The sequence below is a fragment of the Dysosmobacter sp. Marseille-Q4140 genome (genome assembly GCA_018228705.1).
Classification (GTDB): domain Bacteria; phylum Bacillota; class Clostridia; order Oscillospirales; family Oscillospiraceae; genus Oscillibacter.
This window is the reverse complement of record CP073694.1, coordinates 1,804,007-1,823,369: the sequence shown is the minus strand read 5'-3', so window position 1 is coordinate 1,823,369 and position 19,363 is coordinate 1,804,007. Positions and strand designations below refer to the sequence as shown.

Annotated in this window: 13 protein-coding genes; 4 read left to right on the top strand and 9 right to left on the bottom strand. The window is 66.1% G+C overall.

What is annotated here, in order from left to right; translation table 11 throughout:
* The first annotated feature begins 149 nt into the window (after positions 1–149).
* The 3 genes from nifJ to KFE19_09160 all read left to right on the top strand — a co-directional run bounded on the left by nifJ (position 150) and on the right by KFE19_09160 (position 7,763).
* Positions 150–3,677, top strand: coding sequence for a pyruvate:ferredoxin (flavodoxin) oxidoreductase (gene nifJ, locus KFE19_09170; GenBank protein QUO36605.1), 3,528 nt, complete (start codon positions 150–152; stop codon positions 3,675–3,677).
* 236 nt (positions 3,678–3,913) lie between these two features.
* Positions 3,914–5,911 carry an LTA synthase family protein gene (locus tag KFE19_09165; protein QUO36604.1) on the top strand — a complete coding sequence of 666 codons (1,998 nt, stop codon included), beginning with the start codon at positions 3,914–3,916 and terminating at the stop codon, positions 5,909–5,911.
* 157 nt (positions 5,912–6,068) lie between these two features.
* On the top strand, positions 6,069–7,763 hold the full coding sequence (locus KFE19_09160; GenBank protein ID QUO36603.1) for an S-layer homology domain-containing protein: 1,695 nt from the start codon (positions 6,069–6,071) through the stop codon (positions 7,761–7,763).
* Positions 7,764–7,816: 53 nt separating this feature from the next.
* Here the strand turns inward: KFE19_09160 and KFE19_09155 are convergent, their stop codons facing one another.
* The 5 genes from KFE19_09155 to KFE19_09135 all read right to left on the bottom strand — a co-directional run bounded on the left by KFE19_09155 (position 7,817) and on the right by KFE19_09135 (position 12,785).
* The gene (locus KFE19_09155; GenBank protein ID QUO36602.1) at positions 7,817–8,548 is read right to left on the bottom strand and encodes a hypothetical protein; all 732 of its coding nucleotides are present in this window, start codon (positions 8,546–8,548) and stop codon (positions 7,817–7,819) included.
* 1 nt (position 8,549) lies between these two features.
* Positions 8,550–9,893, bottom strand: coding sequence for a DUF1727 domain-containing protein (locus KFE19_09150; GenBank protein QUO36601.1), 1,344 nt, complete (start codon positions 9,891–9,893; stop codon positions 8,550–8,552).
* Positions 9,890–10,561, bottom strand: a complete 672-nt coding sequence (locus tag KFE19_09145) for a cyclase family protein (protein QUO36600.1) — start codon at positions 10,559–10,561, stop codon at positions 9,890–9,892. Before KFE19_09145 ends, KFE19_09150 begins: the two co-directional genes overlap by 4 nt.
* 121 nt (positions 10,562–10,682) lie before the next feature.
* Positions 10,683–12,548, bottom strand: a complete 1,866-nt coding sequence (mnmG, locus tag KFE19_09140; protein QUO36599.1) for a tRNA uridine-5-carboxymethylaminomethyl(34) synthesis enzyme MnmG — start codon at positions 12,546–12,548, stop codon at positions 10,683–10,685.
* 15 nt (positions 12,549–12,563) lie between these two features.
* Entirely contained in the window at positions 12,564–12,785 is a 222-nt protein-coding gene (locus tag KFE19_09135; GenBank protein ID QUO36598.1) for a helix-turn-helix transcriptional regulator, read from the bottom strand.
* Between the two features lie 99 nt (positions 12,786–12,884).
* Here KFE19_09135 and KFE19_09130 point away from each other — a divergent pair, with 99 nt between their 5' ends.
* On the top strand, positions 12,885–13,070 hold the full coding sequence (locus KFE19_09130; protein QUO36597.1) for a hypothetical protein: 186 nt from the start codon (positions 12,885–12,887) through the stop codon (positions 13,068–13,070).
* Here KFE19_09130 and KFE19_09125 read toward each other — a convergent pair.
* From KFE19_09125 to KFE19_09110, 4 genes are all read right to left on the bottom strand, one after another.
* Entirely contained in the window at positions 13,067–13,921 is an 855-nt protein-coding gene (locus KFE19_09125) for a metallophosphoesterase (protein ID QUO36596.1), read from the bottom strand. The genes KFE19_09130 and KFE19_09125 overlap by 4 nt on opposite strands.
* Before the next feature lie 153 nt (positions 13,922–14,074).
* Positions 14,075–18,052, bottom strand: coding sequence for an ABC transporter permease (locus tag KFE19_09120; protein ID QUO36595.1), 3,978 nt, complete (start codon positions 18,050–18,052; stop codon positions 14,075–14,077).
* Positions 18,053–18,117: 65 nt separating this feature from the next.
* Positions 18,118–18,825 carry an ABC transporter ATP-binding protein gene (locus tag KFE19_09115; protein ID QUO36594.1) on the bottom strand — a complete coding sequence of 236 codons (708 nt, stop codon included), beginning with the start codon at positions 18,823–18,825 and terminating at the stop codon, positions 18,118–18,120.
* Positions 18,822–19,244, bottom strand: a complete 423-nt coding sequence (locus tag KFE19_09110; protein QUO36593.1) for a MarR family transcriptional regulator — start codon at positions 19,242–19,244, stop codon at positions 18,822–18,824. Before KFE19_09110 ends, KFE19_09115 begins: the two co-directional genes overlap by 4 nt.
* Positions 19,245–19,363 lie beyond the last annotated feature (119 nt).

The window sequence follows — 19,363 nt, the reverse complement described above, 5'->3', positions numbered from 1 at the left end:
AAATTTGTGCAAAAAATAACAAAGCCGCCATTTACACCGGAAAACACAAGTGGTATAATAAGAACGCATGAGCACACGGGGGTGTGTATCCGGGTTCATGTTTTGGTTAAGATTGCTGCATGGGGCAGCAGATTATAGGAGGTAAGTATATGGCAAGAAAGTTCAAGTCCATGGACGGTAACAACGCCGCTGCATACGTCAGCTACGCGTTTACCGAAGTGGCGGGGATCTATCCCATCACCCCGTCCTCTCCCATGGCAGACTTGGTCGACCAGTGGTCCGCCGCTGGCCAGAAGAATATCTTTGGGACCACCGTCAAGGTGATCGAGATGCAGTCTGAGGCCGGTGCCTCCGGCACGGTCCACGGCTCCCTGGCTGCCGGCGCCCTGACCACCACCTACACCGCGTCTCAGGGCCTGCTGCTGATGATCCCCAACATGTACAAGATCGCCGGTGAGCTGCTGCCCTGCGTGTTCCACGTGTCCGCCCGGACCGTGTCCACCCACGCCCTGAACATCTTCGGCGACCACTCCGACGTCATGGCCTGCCGCCAGACCGGCTTCGCCATGCTGGCTGAGGGCAATGTCCAGGAGGTCATGGACCTGGCGCCCGTGGCCCATCTGGCCGCCATCGAGGGCCGCGTGCCCTTCCTGAACTTCTTCGACGGTTTCCGTACCTCCCACGAGATCCAGAAGGTCGCCGTGTGGGATTACGAGGACCTCAAGGAGATGTGCGACATGGACGCCGTCGCCGCGTTCCGCAAGCACGCCCTGAACCCCGAGCGCCCCAATATGCGCGGCTCTCACGAGAACGGCGATATCTTCTTCCAGCATCGTGAGGCCTGCAACCCCTACTACGACGCCCTGCCCGCCGTGGTGGAGAAGTACATGGCCAAGGTCAACGAGAAGCTGGGCACCGACTATCAGCTGTTCAACTACTATGGCGCCGCCGACGCCGACCGCGTCATCATCGCCATGGGCTCCATCTGCGACGTGGCCGAGGAGGTCATCGACTACCTCAACGCCAACGGCGAGAAGGTCGGCCTGATCAAGGTCCGCCTGTATCGTCCCTGGCGCGCGGACAAGCTGCTCGCCGCCATCCCCGCCACCTGCAAGAAGATCGCCGTGCTGGACCGCACCAAGGAGCCCGGCTCCCAGGGCGAGCCTCTGTACATGGACGTCGTCACCGCGCTGGCCAACGCCGGCCGCACCGACATCCAGGTCATCGGCGGCCGCTATGGCCTGGGCAGCAAGGACACCCCGCCCGCTTCCGTGTTCGCCGTGTATGACGAGCTGAAGAAGGACGAGATGAAGCGCCAGTTCACCATCGGCATCGTGGACGACGTCACCCACCTGAGCCTGGAGGAGAAGCCCGCTCCCGGCGTGGCTCCCGCCGGCACCATCGAGTGCAAGTTCTGGGGTCTGGGCGGCGACGGCACCGTCGGCGCCAACAAGAACTCCATCAAGATCATCGGCGACCACACCGACAAGTATGTCCAGGCGTACTTCCAGTACGACTCCAAGAAGACCGGCGGCGTGACCATCAGCCACCTGCGCTTCGGCGACAAGCCCATCAAGTCCTCCTACTACATCAACAAGGCCGACTTCGTGGCCTGCCACGTGCCCGCCTACATCACCAAGAGCTTCCCCATCGTCCGTGACGTGAAGCCCGGCGGCACCTTCCTGATCAACTGCCAGTGGAGCGACGAGGAGCTGGGCCACCACCTCGACGCCGCCTCCAAGCGCTACATCGCCAAGAACAACATCCAGGTCTACACCATCGATGCCATCGACCTTGCCAAGGAGATCGGCATGGGCAAGCGGACCAACACCATCCTGCAGTCTGCTTTCTTCTCTCTGGCCAAGGTCATGCCCGAGAGCGAGGCCATCGGCTACATGAAGGACGCCGCCACCCACTCCTACCTGAAGAAGGGCCAGGACATCGTGGACATGAACCACAAGGCCATCGACGCCGGTGCCACCGCCTACAAGAAGTTCGACGTGCCCGCCGACTGGGCCGACGCCGTTGACGAGAACGCCGCCGTCAAGCACACCGGTCCCGCCGCTCTGGTGGAGCAGGTGTCCACCATCCTGGATCCCGTGGGCCGCATGGACGGCGACAGCCTGCCCGTGTCCGCCTTCGTCAAGCACGTGGACGGCCAGTTCGAGCTGGGCGCCTCCGCCTATGAGAAGCGCGGCGTGGCCGTGACCGTCCCCACCTGGGACGCCGCCAAGTGCATCCAGTGCAACAACTGCGCCTATGTCTGCCCCCACGCCACCATCCGTCCCTACGCTCTGACCGAGGAGGAGGCCGCCAAGGCTCCCGCCGCCGCCAAGATCGTGGACATCAAGGCCGGCAAGGGCAAGGGCGTGTACAAGTACACCATGGCCGTGTCTCCTCTGGACTGCATGGGCTGCGCCGTGTGCGTGGGCCAGTGCCCGGTGGGCGCCCTGACCATGGTGCCCCAGGAGGACGAGGCCGCTCAGCAGGATGTGTTCAACTACTGCGTGGCTGAGGTCTCCGAGAAGAAGGACATGCAGGACAACACCGTCAAGGGCAGCCAGTTCCGCCAGCCCATGCTGGAGTTCTCCGGCTCCTGCGCCGGCTGCGCTGAGACCAGCTATGCCCGCCTGATCACCCAGCTGTTCGGCGATCATATGTACATCTCCAACGCCACCGGCTGCTCCTCCATCTGGGGCGGTCCTGCCGCTACCTCTCCTTACTGCACCAACAAGGAAGGCCACGGCCCCGCCTGGTCCAACTCCCTGTTCGAGGATAACGCCGAGCACGGTCTGGGCATGTTCCTGGGCCAGCAGGCCACCCGCAGCCGTCTGGCTGACCAGATTCGTGAACTGGCCGGTGTGACCGAGAGCGCCGAGAAGAAGGCTGCCTGCGAGGAGTACCTGGCCACCATGGAGGACTATGAGGCCAACAAGGCCGCCATCGCCAAGCTCCTGCCTCTGCTGGAGGCCGATCCCGACTGCCCGTACTCCAAGACCATCCTGGCCGACAAGGAGTACCTGGGCAAGAAGTCCATGTGGGTCTTCGGCGGCGACGGCTGGGCCTACGACATCGGCTTCGGCGGCGTGGACCACGTCCTGGCCTCCGGCAACGATGTGAACATCTTCGTGTTCGACACCGAGGTCTACTCCAACACCGGCGGACAGGCCTCCAAGGCCTCCAACATCGGCCAGGTGGCGCAGTTCGCCGCCTCCGGTAAGGAGATCAAGAAGAAGTCCCTGGCGGAGATCGCCATGAGCTACGGCTACATTTATGTGGCCCAGGTGGCCATGGGCGCCAACCCCGCTCAGACCCTGAAGGCCATCCAGGAGGCCGAGGCCTATCACGGCCCGTCCCTGATCATCGGCTACGCCCCCTGCGAGATGCACTCCATCAAGGGCGGCATGATGAACTGCCAGAAGGAGATGAAGAAGGCCGTCGAGTGCGGTTACTGGAACCTGTTCCGGTTCAACCCCGCCGCCGAGGGCGCCAAGTTCACCCTGGACTCCAAGGAGCCCAAGGGCGGCTATCAGGAGTTCCTGATGAACGAGGCCCGTTACAGCCGTCTGACCCGCGAGTTCCCCGACCGCGCCAGCGAGCTGTTCCAGCGCAACGAGAAGGCCGCCATGGACCGCTACGAGCACCTGCTCAAGCTCAAGGCCATGTACGAGGGCTGAGCCGCTCCCGGACAGCATCCCTTTCCGTAAAGCGCGCCCATCGCAACCAAGACCCCGGAGGCATTTGCCTCCGGGGTCTTTTTCGTCGTTTTGGCGGAAAATTGCGGTGAAAAGAAAATGTTAAGAAAAAGGGGTGGAATCTCCGGCAAGGACGGACTATAATGTTTGCGCCTGCTGGGCGGATGGACCCGTCTTGCAGAGCATGAGCGCCGCTTCCGGGAGGGGAGGGACTGCATATGCCTACATCGACACGCCCCCGGCGGGGGCAGGCCCTGGCGGCCGGAGGCCGCACACTGCTGCGGCTTGCCCTGCTGGCGCTGGGCAATACGCTGGTGGTGGAGCTGTTCAACCACAAGGCCTTTACCGATGGACCGGGGAGCTTCTGGACGTTTCTGACCGGGGCGCCGCTGGCGTTCGCGGTGGATGTGCTGCTGGTGCTGGCATCGCTGATTCCCGGCCTGTTTCTGCGCAGGCGGGTGTTCTGGTATACGCTGATTTCCACCGTGTGGCTGGCGGCGGGCGCGGTCAACGGCTTCATTCTGCTCAACCGCATGACCCCCTTCACCATGGCGGACATCACCGTGCTCAACAGCGGTCTGGACACCCTGCCCAACTATTTGTCCAAGGGGGCCATCGTGCTGCTGGCCCTGGGGGTGGCGGCGCTGGCGGCCGGGCTGGTGCTGCTGTTCTGGAGGGGGCCCCGCTGTCCCCAGCCCTGGGGCGCCCGCTGGCGGCCGGCCCTGGCGTCGTTGGTCCTGTGCGCCGCCGTTTTGGGCGGCACCTGGGCCCTGGCCTTTCGTACGGACCAGCTCAGCACGGTCTTTTCCAACCTGGCATATGCCTATGAGGACTACGGCTTCCCCTACTGCTTTTTTCAGACCTGGCTCAACAGGGGGATCCGCCGGCCCTTCAATTACGGCCGCACCGTTATGACGAACCTGGGGGATAAGATCGAAGCCGCTCGGGCGGAGGCTCCGGCGGAGCCGCTGAGCGATGTCAATGTGATCTTTATTCAGTTGGAATCCTTCATCGACCCGGAGGAGATCCGGGGACTGGAGCTCTCCCGGGACGCGGTTCCCAACTGGCACGCCCTGAAAGAGACCAGTTCCTCCGGCGTGCTGACGGTGCCGGTGGTGGGTGCCGGCACCGCCAATACCGAGTGCGAGGTCCTCACCGGCATGAGCACCCGGCTCTTCGGACCGGGGGAGTACCCCTACGAGACCTGCCTCCAGGACCAGACCGTGGAAAGCATCGCCTATCTTCTGCAAAAGCAGGGCTGCGCGACCCATGCCATCCACAACCACGCCGCCACCTTCTATAACCGCGACCGGGTGTACCCCCATCTGGGATTTGACGATTTCATCCCGCTGGAGTATATGCCCGCCGCCGGGACCACGCCTCAGAACTGGGCCAAGGACGCCGTGCTGGAGGGGCAGATCCGCAAGGCCCTGGACGCCACACCGGACCAGCCGGACTTCGTGTTCACCGTCACCGTCCAGGACCACGGCAAGTACCCCGACGAGCCGGTGCTGACCGACCCGGCCGTCACCGTCACCGCCTGCCCGGAGGAGGACCGCCGCTGGGCCACGGAGTACTATGTCAATCAGCTCTATGAGACGGACGCCTTCATCGGCCGTCTGGTGGAGGACCTGGAGCAGCGGGAGGAAAAGACCGTCCTGGTCCTCTACGGGGACCACCAGCCCGCCCTGGGGCTGGAGAGCGGCGATATGGCCGGAGACAGCCTTTTTTATACGGAGTACATCCTTTGGAGCAATTTCGGTCTGGAGCAGCGGCAGGAGGATCTGACCTCCTATCAGCTCTCCGCCTATGTGCTCCACTGTCTGGGGATCACCGACGGGATCCTGGGCGCCTTCCACCAGTTTTTCCGGGAGGAGCCGGGATACCTGTCCAACCTGCGGCGCATCCAGTATGACACCCTGTACGGCCGCCGCTATCTCACCGGCGGCCAGGCGCCTTACGCGCCCACGGAGATGGAGATGGGAGTGGAGCCCATCACCGTCACAGACCTGTACCGCAGCGGAGAGGTGTGGTGCATTGCCGGAGAGAATTTCAGCCCCTACTGCCGGGTGTACGCCGACGGGGAGGAGCTGGAGACGGTGTATCTCTCGTCCGCCCTGCTGTGTTTGAAGCAGGATCCCGGGGAGCTGCGGCCGGCGGATCTGGAGATCCGGGTGGTGGATCAGGATGGAACGCGCCTCAGCCCGGAGGAATAAAGAAACAGCGCCCGCCCCGACAGGGGCGGGCGCTGTTCTTGCAGGCAGCAAGTGGCGCAGCTTCCAGATGTTGTCCGTTGTGGGGAGACAGCCGTGCTGGTACAATGGAGTCCCGGGCTGTCTGCCCGAGAGATGACATTTGCAAGGAGAACATACCATGAACCACCCACGGATCAAACGGGCGGCGGCGTGGCTGCTGGCCCTCTGTCTGATCGGGACCCTGACGGGTCTGAAGCCCGCCGGGGCCGCCGCCGCGGAGACTGCGGGGGAGGTGGTGGGCTACTATGCCGCCTGGGCCGCTGCCCGGGGCTACGGCCCGGAGAAGATCCCGGCGGGCCGGTTTACCCAGATCAACTACGCCTTTGCCGCCATCGACGGCGCCACCGGCAAACTGGTGCTGGAGGACGCCGCCCGGGACCGGAAGAACCTGGCGGGCCTGACGGCCCTGCGGAAAAAGGACCCGGCGCTGAAGATCGTGCTGTCGGTGGGCGGCTGGGACCACTCCACCTACTTTTCTGACGTGGCTTCCACCGCCGCCCGGCGGGAGACCTTCGCCCAGAGCTGCCTGGAATTGATCCTGGCCCACGACCTGGACGGGGTGGACCTGGACTGGGAGTATCCGGTCTCCGGCGGCGCCGGGGTTATCCACCGGCCCCAGGACCGGGAGAACTTCACCCTGCTGCTCAAGGCCATCCGCCAGAAGCTGGACCGGCAGGCACAGAAGGACGGCCGGGACTACCGGCTCACCGTGGCCGGCGCCACCGGCAGCTGGTATCTGAACAACATCCAGCCCCAGGCAGTGGCGGAGGTGGTGGACCACATCTTCCTGATGACCTACGACTTCGCCGGCCCCTGGAGCAGCCGCTCCGGGTTCAACGCGCCCCTGTACGGTACCTCCAGCGTGGACAGCGCGGTGGACGCCTGGCTGAGCCGGGGCGTGGCGGCGGAGAAGTTGGTGCTGGGGATGCCCCTGTACGGGTACATATACCAGGGCGTCTCCTCCGCGGACAGCGGCCTGAACAGCACCTTCACCTCCGCCCGGTCCGTCACCTACGACGCACTGAAGAGCACCTATCTGAGCAGCAGCACCTACCGGCAGCTGCGCCACGCGACCGCTCAGGTGCCCTGGCTCTACGGTCAGCGGACGTTCATCTCCTATGACGATCCCGTCTCCATAGCCGCCAAGGCCCGTCTGGCCCGGGACCGCTCCCTGGGCGGCATCGGCTTCTGGGAGCTGTCCCAGGACAGCGCCGGGGAGCTGGTCGCCGCGGCCCGGACCGCCTGGGGCGCCGGGACGGAGAGCGGCGCCTTCCGGGACGTGCCGGCGTCCGCCTGGTACGCCGAGGCGGTGGCGGCGGTGTCCGCCGCCGGCCTCATGCAGGGCACCGGAAACGGCCTGTTCTCTCCCGGCGGCAGCGTCAGCCGGGGCATGGCCGCCGCCATTTTGTACCGGCTGGCGGGAGAGCCGGAGACGGCGGGAGCACCCTTTTCCGACGTGTCCGCCAGCGCCTATTACGGCCCTGCCGCCTCCTGGGCGGCGGAGACGGGCATCGTCACCGGCTATGCCGACGGCACCTTTCGGCCCCATCTGCCGGTGTCCCGCCAGCAGCTGGCGGCGATGCTGTGGCGGTACGCCGACTGGGCGGAGATCGCCATGGTCCGACCGGCGGATCTCTCCGGTTACCGGGACGCCCACCAGGTATCGGCCTACGCCGTGGAGCCCCTGGGCTGGGCGGTGAAGGCCGGCCTGCTTCAGGGCACGGCGGAGGGAGACCTGCTGCCCCAGGGCGGCGCCCTCCGGGGCCAGACGGCCGTGATCCTCTGGCGGTTTGCGGAACTGCTGGAGGCGTAAGGTCCTTGCAGCCAAAACAAATCGGGCGGGGCAAATGCCCCGCCCGGGTCATTTTATTTGCCGCAGCGCAGCCGCAGCTGCTCTTCCGTGATGGCGTAGCCCTGCTCCGTCCAGGCGTCCAGGGGCCAGGTCTCCGGCTCCGGCGCGCCCCGGCGGCGGAGGATGGCGGACACCACCGTCTCCAGGAGCTTGGGGTTTTTAAGCAGGATGGGCCCCGTCAGCTCCGAGGCGAACACGTTGTCCCGGCGGAAGCCCTCCGGCCCCTTTTCCGCCTCGTTGCCGTAGCCCAGGTCCAGGGCGGTCAGCAGCGGCGTCTCCACGCCGGAGATGTTGGCGCACTTGTTCATGAAGCCCACCACCGGCTCAGGAAACAGGTCCGTATGGCCGTAGACGTCCTCCACGAACCGCTGCTTGCCCTGGACGGCGGTGAATTCCGCCAGGCCGATGCCGGGACGGACCGTACCGGCGGCGTCGGTGACGGAGGCGCCCAGCAGCTCCATGGCGGTGCCGGCGAAGAGCATGGCGCAGCCGTCCGCGGCCAGGGCCTTCACGTCGGCGCCGAAGCGGGCAAAGTCCGCCTGGGCGAATCCCTGCCGCCGCTCGGTGCCGGCGCCCATGAAGAGGAAGTCCGCGCCGGAGAGGGCGGCGTCCTGACCCGGCGCCACGGTCTCCACGGCGACGGTGTGGCCCAGCCGCTCCAGCAGCCGCCTGACCGCGCTGACGTTGGCATAGCTGCCGTAGAGGTTCATGAGATCGGGGTAGAAGTGGATGATCTTCACGTCCATGTCACAGCGCCTCCTTTTTCACGGCGGGCAGGTCCAGCAGCTTGTCCCGGTCGGAGAAGCAGGTGACCACGTACAGCTCCCCGCTGCCCTGGGACGCCAGCTGCTCCGCAGCCTCCGGGATGCCGGGGCAGACCTGCCACGCCTCCCGGGGCAGGCCGGTGAAGCTGAACCGCTCCGCCAGGTCGTTGCAGTACCGGCCGGAGAGGATGACCTTCTCCACCTGGGGGCAGTTCAGAAGGTCGAAGTCGATGTCCCACAGCCAGCTGGTCTCGCTGGTGAAGTACTTGCGGCTCACCGCGTCCACGATCACCAGCACGGTGCAGGGGGCCTTGGCCTCCTGGCGGATGTAGCGGAGGTTGGTGTCGTAGGCGATGGAGTTCTCGTGCTTGCTGGTCAGGAGCGTGCCGTGGCGGCCGCCCAGGGTGAAGGTCTGCATCCGGCCGTTTTTCAGGATGTAGTTGCTGACCGTGTGGACGATGGTCTCCCCGTCCACCCCCGCCAGGCGGCAGGCGGCGTAGGCCGCCAGGATGTTGTAGACGTTGTAGATGCTGCGGAAGGCCAGGGAGACGGTGTACTGCCCGTCCAGGGTCAAGGTGCCGCCGGTCAGGTCCAGGGCCGTGGCGGTGAAGTCCGTCCGCTCAGGGCGGTGGTGGCCGCACTTGGCGCAGCGATAGGCGCCGATGTGGTTGTAGTGGACGAAGTCATAGGTCATGGGCCCGCCGCACACGGGGCAGCAGGCGCCGTCGTGGTACACGCCGCCGGGGGCGTCCCGGTCGCTGGGGCAGCGGTCCAGGCCGAACCAGCGGACCTTCTCATGTCCCCGGGCAAAGCAGGAGGACAGGGGATCGTCGGCGTTGAGGACCAGCTCCGTCTCCGGGTGGATGGCGGGCAGGAGGGCGTCGTAGACCCACTCCGGGTGGCCGTTGCGGGTCAGCTGGTCCCGGTAGAGGTTGGTGACGACGAAGTGGGTGGGGTGGAAGTAGCGGAAGCTGTGGGCGGCGTAGCGCTCATCGGACTCGATCAGCAGCACGTCGGAGCGGACCTTGCCGCCCAGGGTGGCGTGGGTCAGCACCGTGGTGGTGACGCCCTCGATCTGGTTGGAGCCCTCGGCGTTGTAGACCACGGTCTTGCCGGCATCGCGCAGCACGGCGGCGATCATCTCCACGGTGGAGGTCTTGCCGTTGGAGCCGGTGACGGCGATGACGGCAGCGGGCAGCTGTACCCGGCGGAGGATGTCCGGACAGATCTTCAGGGCGAACTTGCCGGGCAGGGAGCTGCCCTTGCCCACCAGCTTGCCGGCCAAGCGGCCCAGCTTGCATACCAGGATGGCGAAAAACGCTCTCACGCCTGCTCCATCTCCTTTTCAAAAGGGTCCCCGCCCAGCTGGGCCACCGCCCGGACCGGGGCGCCGTCGGCGTGCTCGTACTTCAGCGGCAGGGCCATCAGCATGAAGTCTGTCCGGCCCACCACCTTTTTCAAACACAGGTTCTCCAAAATCACCAGACCGCCCCGCAGCAGGATCTTGTGGGCGGCCAGGTCGCCGCTGGCCAGCCGGTCCACGCCGAAGGCGTCGGTGCCCACGCCCTTGAGCCCGCAGGAGACCAGATACTTGGCCGCCTCCGCGTCCAGCACCGGGAAGGTGTCCTCAAAGAAGGCCTCCGTGTTCCAGCGCTGCTCCCAGCCGGTGTAAAAGAGGGCAAAGTCCGCCGTGCGCAGGGTGCCGTTCTGGGCGCGCAGATAGTCGGCGGTGATGACGCCCCCTTCCAGATGGGTCACGTCCAGCGCCACCGCCCGGCCGTAAAACTGGGAGGGGGGGAGCTGATCCAGGGTGGAGCCGTCCGCCAGGATGTGGGCGGGGGCGTCCATGTGGGTGCCGCTGTGGGAGGAGATGGCGAGGCGCGTCTCCCGCCAGCCCCGGTTGGCCAGAGTGCCGGCGCTCTCCAGAACGGGAGGGACCGTGCCGGGATAGACGGGCATCTCCGGCGTAATGGTGTGGGTGAGGTCAATGATCATAGGACATTCCTTCCTTGTGGGGGATTTTGGCTCAGCAGTTTGCTGGCGGGAGGCGGCCCGGAGGGGGGCGCCCCGAAACCGGCGGGCAGCTCCGCCGGGAAAGCGACGAAAAGAGGGGGGCTTATTTTTCCAGCCAGATCATCAGCGCCGCCATGTCCGCGGGGCTGACGCCGCTGATGCGGCCGGCCTGGCCGATGTCCGCCGGGCGGACGGCGGAGAGCTTTTCCCGGGCCTCCAGCCGCAGACCGGAGATGGCGTTGTAGTCCAGGTCCGGCGGCAGCTTCCGGGACTCCATGCGGCGGAAGTCCTCCACCTGCTTTTGCTGGCGACGGATGTAGCCCTCGTACTTCACGGAGATCTCCACCTGTTCCCTTACGTCCGGCGGCAGGTCCGGCCGGCCGGGGTCGAAGGGGGCCAGATCGGCATAGTGGAGCTGGGGCCGCCGCAGCAGAGCCACCAGGGGGCAGCCGTCGGGGGCGTCCGACGTGCCCCGCTCCGTCAGCAAAGCGGTCAGGGCCGCCGAGGGAGCGGCGCCGGTGTGAGTCAGCCGGGCGATCTCCCGGTCCACGGCGGCGTACTTTTCCTCCACCTGCGCCAGACGCTCCCGGCTGACCAGGCCGATGTCATAGCCCCGGCGGGTGAGGCGCTGGTCGGCGTTGTCCTGGCGGAGCAGGAGCCGGTACTCGCTGCGGGAGGTCATGATCCGGTAGGGCTCATTGGTGCCCTTGGTGACCAGATCGTCGATGAGGGTGCCGATGTAGCTCTCCGACCGGGAGAGGACGAAGGGGGACTCCCCCCGGAGCTTCCGCACGGCGTTGACCCCGGCGCAGAAGCCCTGGACAGCGGCCTCCTCGTAGCCGGAGGAGCCGTTGAACTGTCCGGCGCCGTAAAGGCCGGGCACGGCCTTGATCTCCAGGGTAGGTTTCAGAGCCAGGGGGTCGATGCACTCGTACTCGATGGCGTAGGCGGGCCGGGTCATCTCCGCGTGGGTGAGGCCCGGCACGCTGTGGAGCATCTGCAGCTGCACCTCCTCCGGCATGGAGGAGGAGAAGCCCTGGATATAGAGCTCCTCCGTGTCCAGCCCCATGGGCTCCACGAACAGCTGGTGGCGGAGCTTGTCCGGAAAGCGGACGATCTTGGTCTCAAAGGAGGGGCAGTACCGGGGGCCCACGCCCTCGATGACGCCGCCGTAGAGAGGCGAGCGGTCCAGATTCTCCTGGACGATGCGGCGGGTCTCCTCCGTGGTCCAGGTGAGATAGCACACCGCCCGGTTCTCCGGCGGGTCCGCTGTGGCGTAGGAGAAGGGCACCGGCAGCGCGTCCCCCTCCTGCAGTTCCATTTCGTCAAAGTCCACGCTGCGGCGGAGGACCCGGGGCGGCGTGCCGGTCTTGAACCGGCGCAGGGGCAGGCCCAGGGCCTTGAGGGACTCCGTCAGCCGCCCGGCGGCGTGCATCCCGTCGGGGCCGGAGTCCTCCACGCACTCGCCCACGATGGTCCGGCCGGAGAGGTAGGTGCCTGTGGCCAGGATCACCGCCCGGACGGCGAACACCGCCCCGGTGGAGAGGACCACGGCGCTGACCGCGCCGTTTTCCGTCCGGATCTCCACCACCTCTCCCTGGCGGACGGACAGGTGTTCCTGCCGCTCCAGGGCGTACTTCATGTACGCCTGGTAGCGCCGCCGGTCCGCCTGGGCCCGGAGGGACCACACGGCGGGGCCCTTGCCCTTGTTCAGCAGGCGGTACTGGATGCAGCAGGCGTCCGCGGCCCGGGCCATCTCGCCGCCCAGGGCGTCCAGCTCCCGGACCAGGTGGCCCTTGCCGGTGCCGCCGATGGCGGGGTTGCAGGGCATGTTGCCCACGGCGTCCAGGTTGATGGTAAAGACGATGGTCTCCATCCCCAGCCGGGCGGCGGCGAGAGCCGCCTCGATGCCGGCGTGTCCGGCGCCGATGACGGCGATATCAAATTGTCCGGCCTGGAATTCGGTCATAAAGCGGATTTCCTTTCAGCGGTGTGCGTGGGGATCGTCCGTGCGGTCCATGAGCCAGTCCACGGAGACGTCGTAGAAGTCGGCGATGTGCAGGAGATTGTCGAAGGTGGGCTTGGCGCCCAGCTCCAGGTCCTGGTAGCCCCGCATGGACATTCCCACCTGCTCCCCGACAGCTGCCTGGGAGAGTTTGCGCTCCTTCCGGAGCGCGCGGATCTTCTCAGAGAACAGATTGCCCACCTCTTGACATACACTCGAGTGTATAGTGTAGTAGCGTTAACAGCACACTCGAGTGTATAAAATGGTTCGATCAACTTATGTCGTGGGAGGTATCAGCCCATGCGTTATCCCAACGAGATTCCCGACATCATCGACCTGCTGTATCACGCCTGGATCCCCAGCCCGGACCCCCGCCAGTGGCCGGAATATCTCCGCCAGGACCCGGTCCGGGGGTACGGCCTCTACTGCTTTTACCAGGGGATCGCCCTGGGCCTCCAGCTGGAGGAGGCCTGCCGGGAAGTTTAAGCCCGGTGCAGCGTCACCACCGCCACCTCCGGCCGGTTGAAGAGACGGAAGGAGGGACCGGAGTTGCCCAGGCCCCGGGTGACGAACAAGGCGGAGCCGTTTGCCTCGTAGAGCCCCGCCGTATAGGAGGGGAAGAGGGTCCGGTCTGTGGAGAGCAGGCCGTCGGTGAAGGGCAGGCGGATGATACCGCCGTGGCCGTGGCCGGAGAGGACCAGGTCCGCGCCCAGCAGGCTGTACTGCGCTTCAAAGTGGTCGTTGCGGTGGGCCAGCAGCATCCAGAAGGGATCGCCGCAGGCGGCGTACACCTCCGCCGCCACCGTCTCCGGGGGCTTTTGGTCAGCGTAGCCGTTGGGGTCGTCGATCCCGGCCAGGACCACCGTGTCCCCGTTCCGCTCCAGCGTCACGAAGCTGTTGGAGAGGACGGTGACGCCCTGGGCCTCCAGCCGCTCCTTCAGCTCCGGCACGTCCCCGATGGCCCACTCGTGGTTGCCGGTGACGTAGTAGGTGGGGGCGATGGCGGAAAGGCCCGCGGCCACCGTCTCGGCGTAGCCCGGCTCCGGGCCGCGGTATTTGTCCTCCAGGTCCCCCAGGTAGAAGATATATTCCGGCGCCTGCTCCGCCACCGTCTCGAAGAGGTCGGCGTTGTCCTCGCCGAATTCGGCGCCGTGGAGATCGCTGAGGACCACGATGCGGCAGCCGTCAAAGCCCGCGGGCAGATCGGAAAACGCCGGGGCGAAGCGGTCCACCTCCAGCGAGGTGTTCTCCCACCGGGCGAACAGCACCAGGGCTGCCGCCAGTGCCGCCAGGACGGCCAGACGCCGGAGGGGATGTTTTTTGGTATGCTTTTCCATGGAACGGGGCCCTCCTTGAAAGCCGGGGCGTCCTGCGCCCGGCGGGCAAAAAAACATGTCAGCCGTGCCGAAACCGGCACGGCTGACATTATACCATAGGAGAGCCTCTCCTGGCGAGAGAAAAAATATACAAAGAAGTGTCGGGAGTGCGGTTTATTCCGCACTTTTCAGGGATTCCACCATGTCGATGCCCTTCATCTTCCGGTGGGCCAGCAGGCTCACCGCCGCCGAGAACAGCGCCGTCAGCAGCGCCGCCCAGACATAGGCCGTGGGGTCTGTGTCCCGGCCGAACATCATCAGGTCGATCTCCACGGACTTCACCAGCCATACGTGGAGGAAGTGGCCCAGCACGCAGCCCAGGACGATACCCACCGCCGTCAGCACAACGTTCTCCCGGTTGACGTAGGCGGAGACCTCCCGGTCGTAGAAGCCCAGCACCCGGATGGTGGCCAGCTCCCGCTTGCGCTCGGTGATATTGATGTTGCTGAGGTTATAGAGCACCACCATGGCCAACGCCGCGGCGGAGAGGATCACGATGACCACCACGAAGTCGATCCGCTCCATGGAACTGAGGTAGGTGTCCCGGGTGGTCTCCATGCGGGTGGCGGACTGGACCCCCTGGAGGCTCATCAGGTCCGAGAACACCGCGTCGCACAGCGCCTGGTCGCTGCCGGTCAGGGTCAGCAGATAGGCGGTCTCCCGGTAGTCCTCGCCGAACACCTCCTCGTAATAGGCGGGGGAGAGGTAGATGAAGTGGCCCAGGTAGTGCTCCGTCACCGCCGCCACGGTGACCTCCGCCCGGGTGTCGCCGTCCACGGTGATGGAGTCCCCGGGGCCCACGTCCAGCAGCTCCGAGAGCTTCTGGTCGATGACGGCGCCGTCCTCCGGCACGGTCAAAGGCTCGCCGTCCATGGTACGCAGCGTCACAAAGTCCCCGATCCGGCCGGGGTCCGCCGCCTCCAGATAGGCGGTGGTGGAGTAGGTGTCCGTCTCCGCCGTGACGCTGGTCAGGTAGCAGGGCAGGGCGGCCACCACGTCGCCGCTGCCGGAGAGATAGCCTTCGATGGCCTCCCGCTCCGTGTCCAGCAGGTTGTCCGCCACCGCCACCTGGGCGGTGTAGTGGTAGATCTCCTCGTACTGGCGGCTCATGGTGCTCAGCAGGGAGGCGCGGATGCCGAAGCCCGCGATGATGAGGGAGGTGCACCCGCCGATGCCGATGACCGTCATCCAGAACCGCTTCTGATAGCGCAGCAGGTTCCGGGCCGTGACCTTGTGGTTGAAGCTCATCCGCCGCCACAGGGGGCGGATGTACTCCAGCAGCACCCGCTTGCCGGCCTTGGGGGCCCGGGGCCGCATGAGGCTCGCCGGGGTGTCCGCCAGGGAGGCCAGGCACGCCGCCAGAGTGGAGACGGTGGTGCAGGCTGCCGCCGCGCCCACCGCCGCGGCGCTGATGCCGGGGTAAAACGTCAGCTCAATGTCCGGTACGTCGTACATGATCTGATAGGCAGTGAAGATCATCTTGGGGAACAGGGTGAAGCCGATGGCTAGGCCCAGCGCGCCGCCGATCAGGGCCGGCAGCAGCCCGTAGCCCAGGTACTTGCGGGAGATGGTCCAGCGGGTGTAGCCCAGGGCCTTGAGACAGCCGATCTGGACCCGCTGGTCGTCCACCATGCGGGTCATGGTGGTCAGGCACACCAGCGCCGCCACCAGGAAGAACAGCACCGGGAACACAGAGGCCAGATTGCCCATTCGGTCCGCGTCCTGGCCGAAGCCAAGATACCCGGGGTTGGAGTCCCGGCTGAGGATGTACCACTCGCTGGAGCCGATGTCCGCGATCTTCCGCCGGGCGTCGGCCAGCTCGTTTTCCGCGTCGGCGATCTTCTCCTCCGCCTCCGCCTTGCCGTCCAGGTACTCCTGGTAGCCGTCGGCGTATTCGGCCTCGCCGTCCCGCAGCTCCGCCAGAGCGTCGTCCAGCTCCCGCTGGCCGTCGGCGCGCTCGGCCTCCAGGGTCACCTTTCCATCCTCCAGCTCCTGGAGGCCGTCGTAGTATTCCGCCCAGCCGTCGTCCAGCTCCTGCCGGCCGTCGGCAAGCTCTGCCTGGGCGTCGTCCAGCTCGGCTTTGGCGTTGTCCAGCTCCTTCTTTCCGTCGGCCAGCTGGTCCTCTGCGTCGTCCAGCTCCGCCTTGGCCTCCTGAAGCTGCTTCCAGGCGTCGTTCAGCTCCGCCAAGCCCGCCCGGTAGTCCCACCAGCCGCTGTCCAGCTGGGCCCGGCTGGAGGCCAGCAGGGCATAAGAGGACCGCACCGCCTCGGCGCTGGCGGGGATTTGGTCCCCCGCGGCGGCGATCTGGGCGTAGGCGGCCTTCACATCGTCCCGGGTGGCATCAGGGCCCATCTGCGCCGCGATGGCGGCGTCGATGGCGGCCAGATTGGTGTTCACCTTGTCCAGCTGGTCCTGGAGGCCGTCCCGCTGGTCCTGGAGCTGAGCCAGCTGGGCCCGCAGGGCGTCCAGCTCGGCGGAGGCGTGAAGAAGCGCCATGGACAGCATCTGAGCCGTCTCGCCCTCCTGGTCGGAGCCGCCCTCTTCACCGGAGCCGCCCTCCTGGCCGGAGCCGCCCTCTTCGCCGGAGCCGCCGGCGCCCTCCTGGGCCTCCAGGTCGGCGATCTGCTGCTTCAGGGCCTCAATCTGCGCGTCCAGCTGACCGATGGCGCCGGTCAGCTGGGCCTGGGAGGCCTCCAGGGTCTCCAGGTTTTCCGCCAGAGTCTTGAGGGCGCTGATCCGCGCCAGGGCGGCCTCCACCGCCTGATGGGCGCTGCCGGTGCCGCTGCTCTCCGCCAGCAGGGCCTGGGACAGGGCGTCGGCGGAGGCGTAGCCGCTGCCCGGCAGCACGAAGCTGGTCACGAAGCCGTCCAGCTTCTGCTTGCCGCTGGCATACTGGGCCTCGCCGGACTGAAGCTTTCCGTAGGCGTCATCCAGCTGCCGCTCGCCGGCGCGGTACTCCGCCAGGCCGTCGTTGTACTCGTCCCAGCCGTCGTCCACCTTTTTCTTGTTTTCCTCATACTCCGCCAGGCCGTCCTCATACTCCGCCAGGCCGTCCAGGTACGCCTGGTAGCCGTCGGCGTACTCGGCCTCGCCGTCGGCCAGCTCCGTCAGGGCGTCGGCGAGTTCCTGCTCGCCGTCGGAGAGCTCCTGCTCCGCGTCGGCGATCTCCCGGCGGAAGGTATCCAGTCCGTCGTAGTATTCCGCCCAGCCGTCGTCCAGCTCGGCCCGGGCGTCGGAGAGCTCCGCCTCCGCGTCGGCGAGCTCCTGCTCCGCCTCGGCCTTGGCGTCGTCCAGTTCCGCCTGGGCGTCGTCCAGCTTCTCCGTGGCCTCGTCCACCAGGCTCTCCCGGCGCAGCTTCGCCCGCTCCTCGCCTAGAGGCTCCAGCGCGTCCACCACGCCGTCCACCAGATCGTCATATTCCTCTGAAAAGGCGGTGGTCTCCGCCGCGCCCTCCACGGTCAGGTACAGAGCGGTGTAGTAATCCATGGCGAAGGCGGCCCGGGGCAGGTACAGATACGCTGCCACCTGGCCGGTGCCCAGGGTGGAGGTGCCCCGCTCCACGCTGATGTACAGGGGGCTGATGACCACGCCCACCACGGTGACGGTGTCCACGGCCAGGGCGTCGGCGTAGTCCCCGGAGGTAGACAGGGTCAACTGATCCCCGATCTCCAGATTCAGCAGCTCCAGCAGGTGCTCCTCCGCCACACACTCGTCCGCCGCCCGGGGCATCCGACCGTCGGTGAGGGTGATCGTGTTCAGCTCCTGGGGCAGGGAGTGGACCTTGGCCACGATGTCCAGGTCCGGGGTCTGGGCGTAGGCGTCCACGGTCCAGCCGATCTCGCCGCCGGACACGCCGGGCTGGTCCAACAGGACCTCCAGGTCCTCCTCCGTCAGCCCCAGGGTGGACAGGACCTGGATGTCCATGAAGTTCTGCTGGTCCAGATAGCTGTCGCAGGTGTTCTTCATGTCCGGCGCGGTGCACCGCAGACCGGAGAGGAAGGCCACCGCCAGGGCTACCAGGATCAAAATGGACAGAAAACGGCTGCGGGTATACCGGATCTCCCGCCAGAAGTCTTTTTGGATGGCTTTCACCCGCTCACCGCCTCTCTTGCGCAAAATGGATCATACAGAAAAAACAGGGAGACCGCCGGCCCGGCTCACCACTCGATCTGCTCCACCGGCGTGGGATGGTCCTGGAGGATCTCCTCGGCCACGGTACCGTTGCGGATGCGGATCACCCGGTCCGCCATGGGGGTCAGGGCGCTGTTGTGAGTGATGACGATGACCGTCACGCCCTTTTCACGGCAGGTGTCCTGGAGCAGCTTCAAAATGGCCTTGCCGGTCTGATAGTCCAGGGCGCCGGTGGGCTCGTCACACAAAAGGAGCTTGGGGTTTTTCGCCAGGGCCCGGGCGATGGCCACCCGCTGCTGCTCGCCGCCGGAGAGCTGGGCGGGGAAGTTGTCCTTCCGGTCGGAAAGGCCCACCTCGTCCAGCACCGTGGCGGCGTCCAGGGGGTCCCGGCAGATCTGAGCCGCCAGCTCCACGTTCTCCAGAGCCGTCAGGTTCTGGACCAGGTTGTAGAACTGGAACACGAAGCCGATGTCATGGCGGCGGTAGCCGGTGAGCTGCCTGGCGTTATAGCCGCTGATGACCGCTCCGTCCACAGTGATGGTGCCGCCGGAGCAGGCGTCCATGCCCCCCAGCATGTTCAGCACCGTGGTCTTGCCGGCGCCGGAGGGCCCCACGATGATGACAAACTCCCCCTTGCGGACGGAAAAGGTCACACTGTCCGCCGCCCGGATCTCCACCTCGCCGGTGCGGTAGACCTTAGACACATTTTCAAAAGAGACGAAGGCGTCGGTCATTGTCCCATCACCTCCACACACCGGTGGATCAGGGCAATGAGGGTCCTGGCGTCATCCTCGCCCAGTCCGTCCAGCATCTTATCGAAATAGGCCTCCATCCGCTCCAGCTTGCCGGCAATCTGCTCCGCTCCCTGGTCGGTGATGGACACCTGGACCCGGCGGCGATCCGCCTGGGAGTGATGGGTGGACACCAGCCCCTTCCGGGCCAGGGAGGTCAGGGCTCCGGTGATCCGGGACCGGGACAGGTGCAGCTCCCGGCTCAGGTCAGAAGGAAACACCTCCTGTCCCCGGTGCTCCAGCAAAAAGGTCAGGGCCAGGGACTCCCCCTGGAGCAGATCGGCCAGGGCGCCGAAGGCCTCCAGATCATAAATGCTCCGCAAAGACGCAATCAGCTGATGGCGCAGGGCGTCGGTGGACATGCGCGCTCCCTCCTCTCAGAGTAATTCACACCACTAATTATTCGTACTATGTATTATATCGGCAGACGGAAGGGCACTCAAGGCCGTGCAAAATAAAAAGTACACAAAAAATTAACATC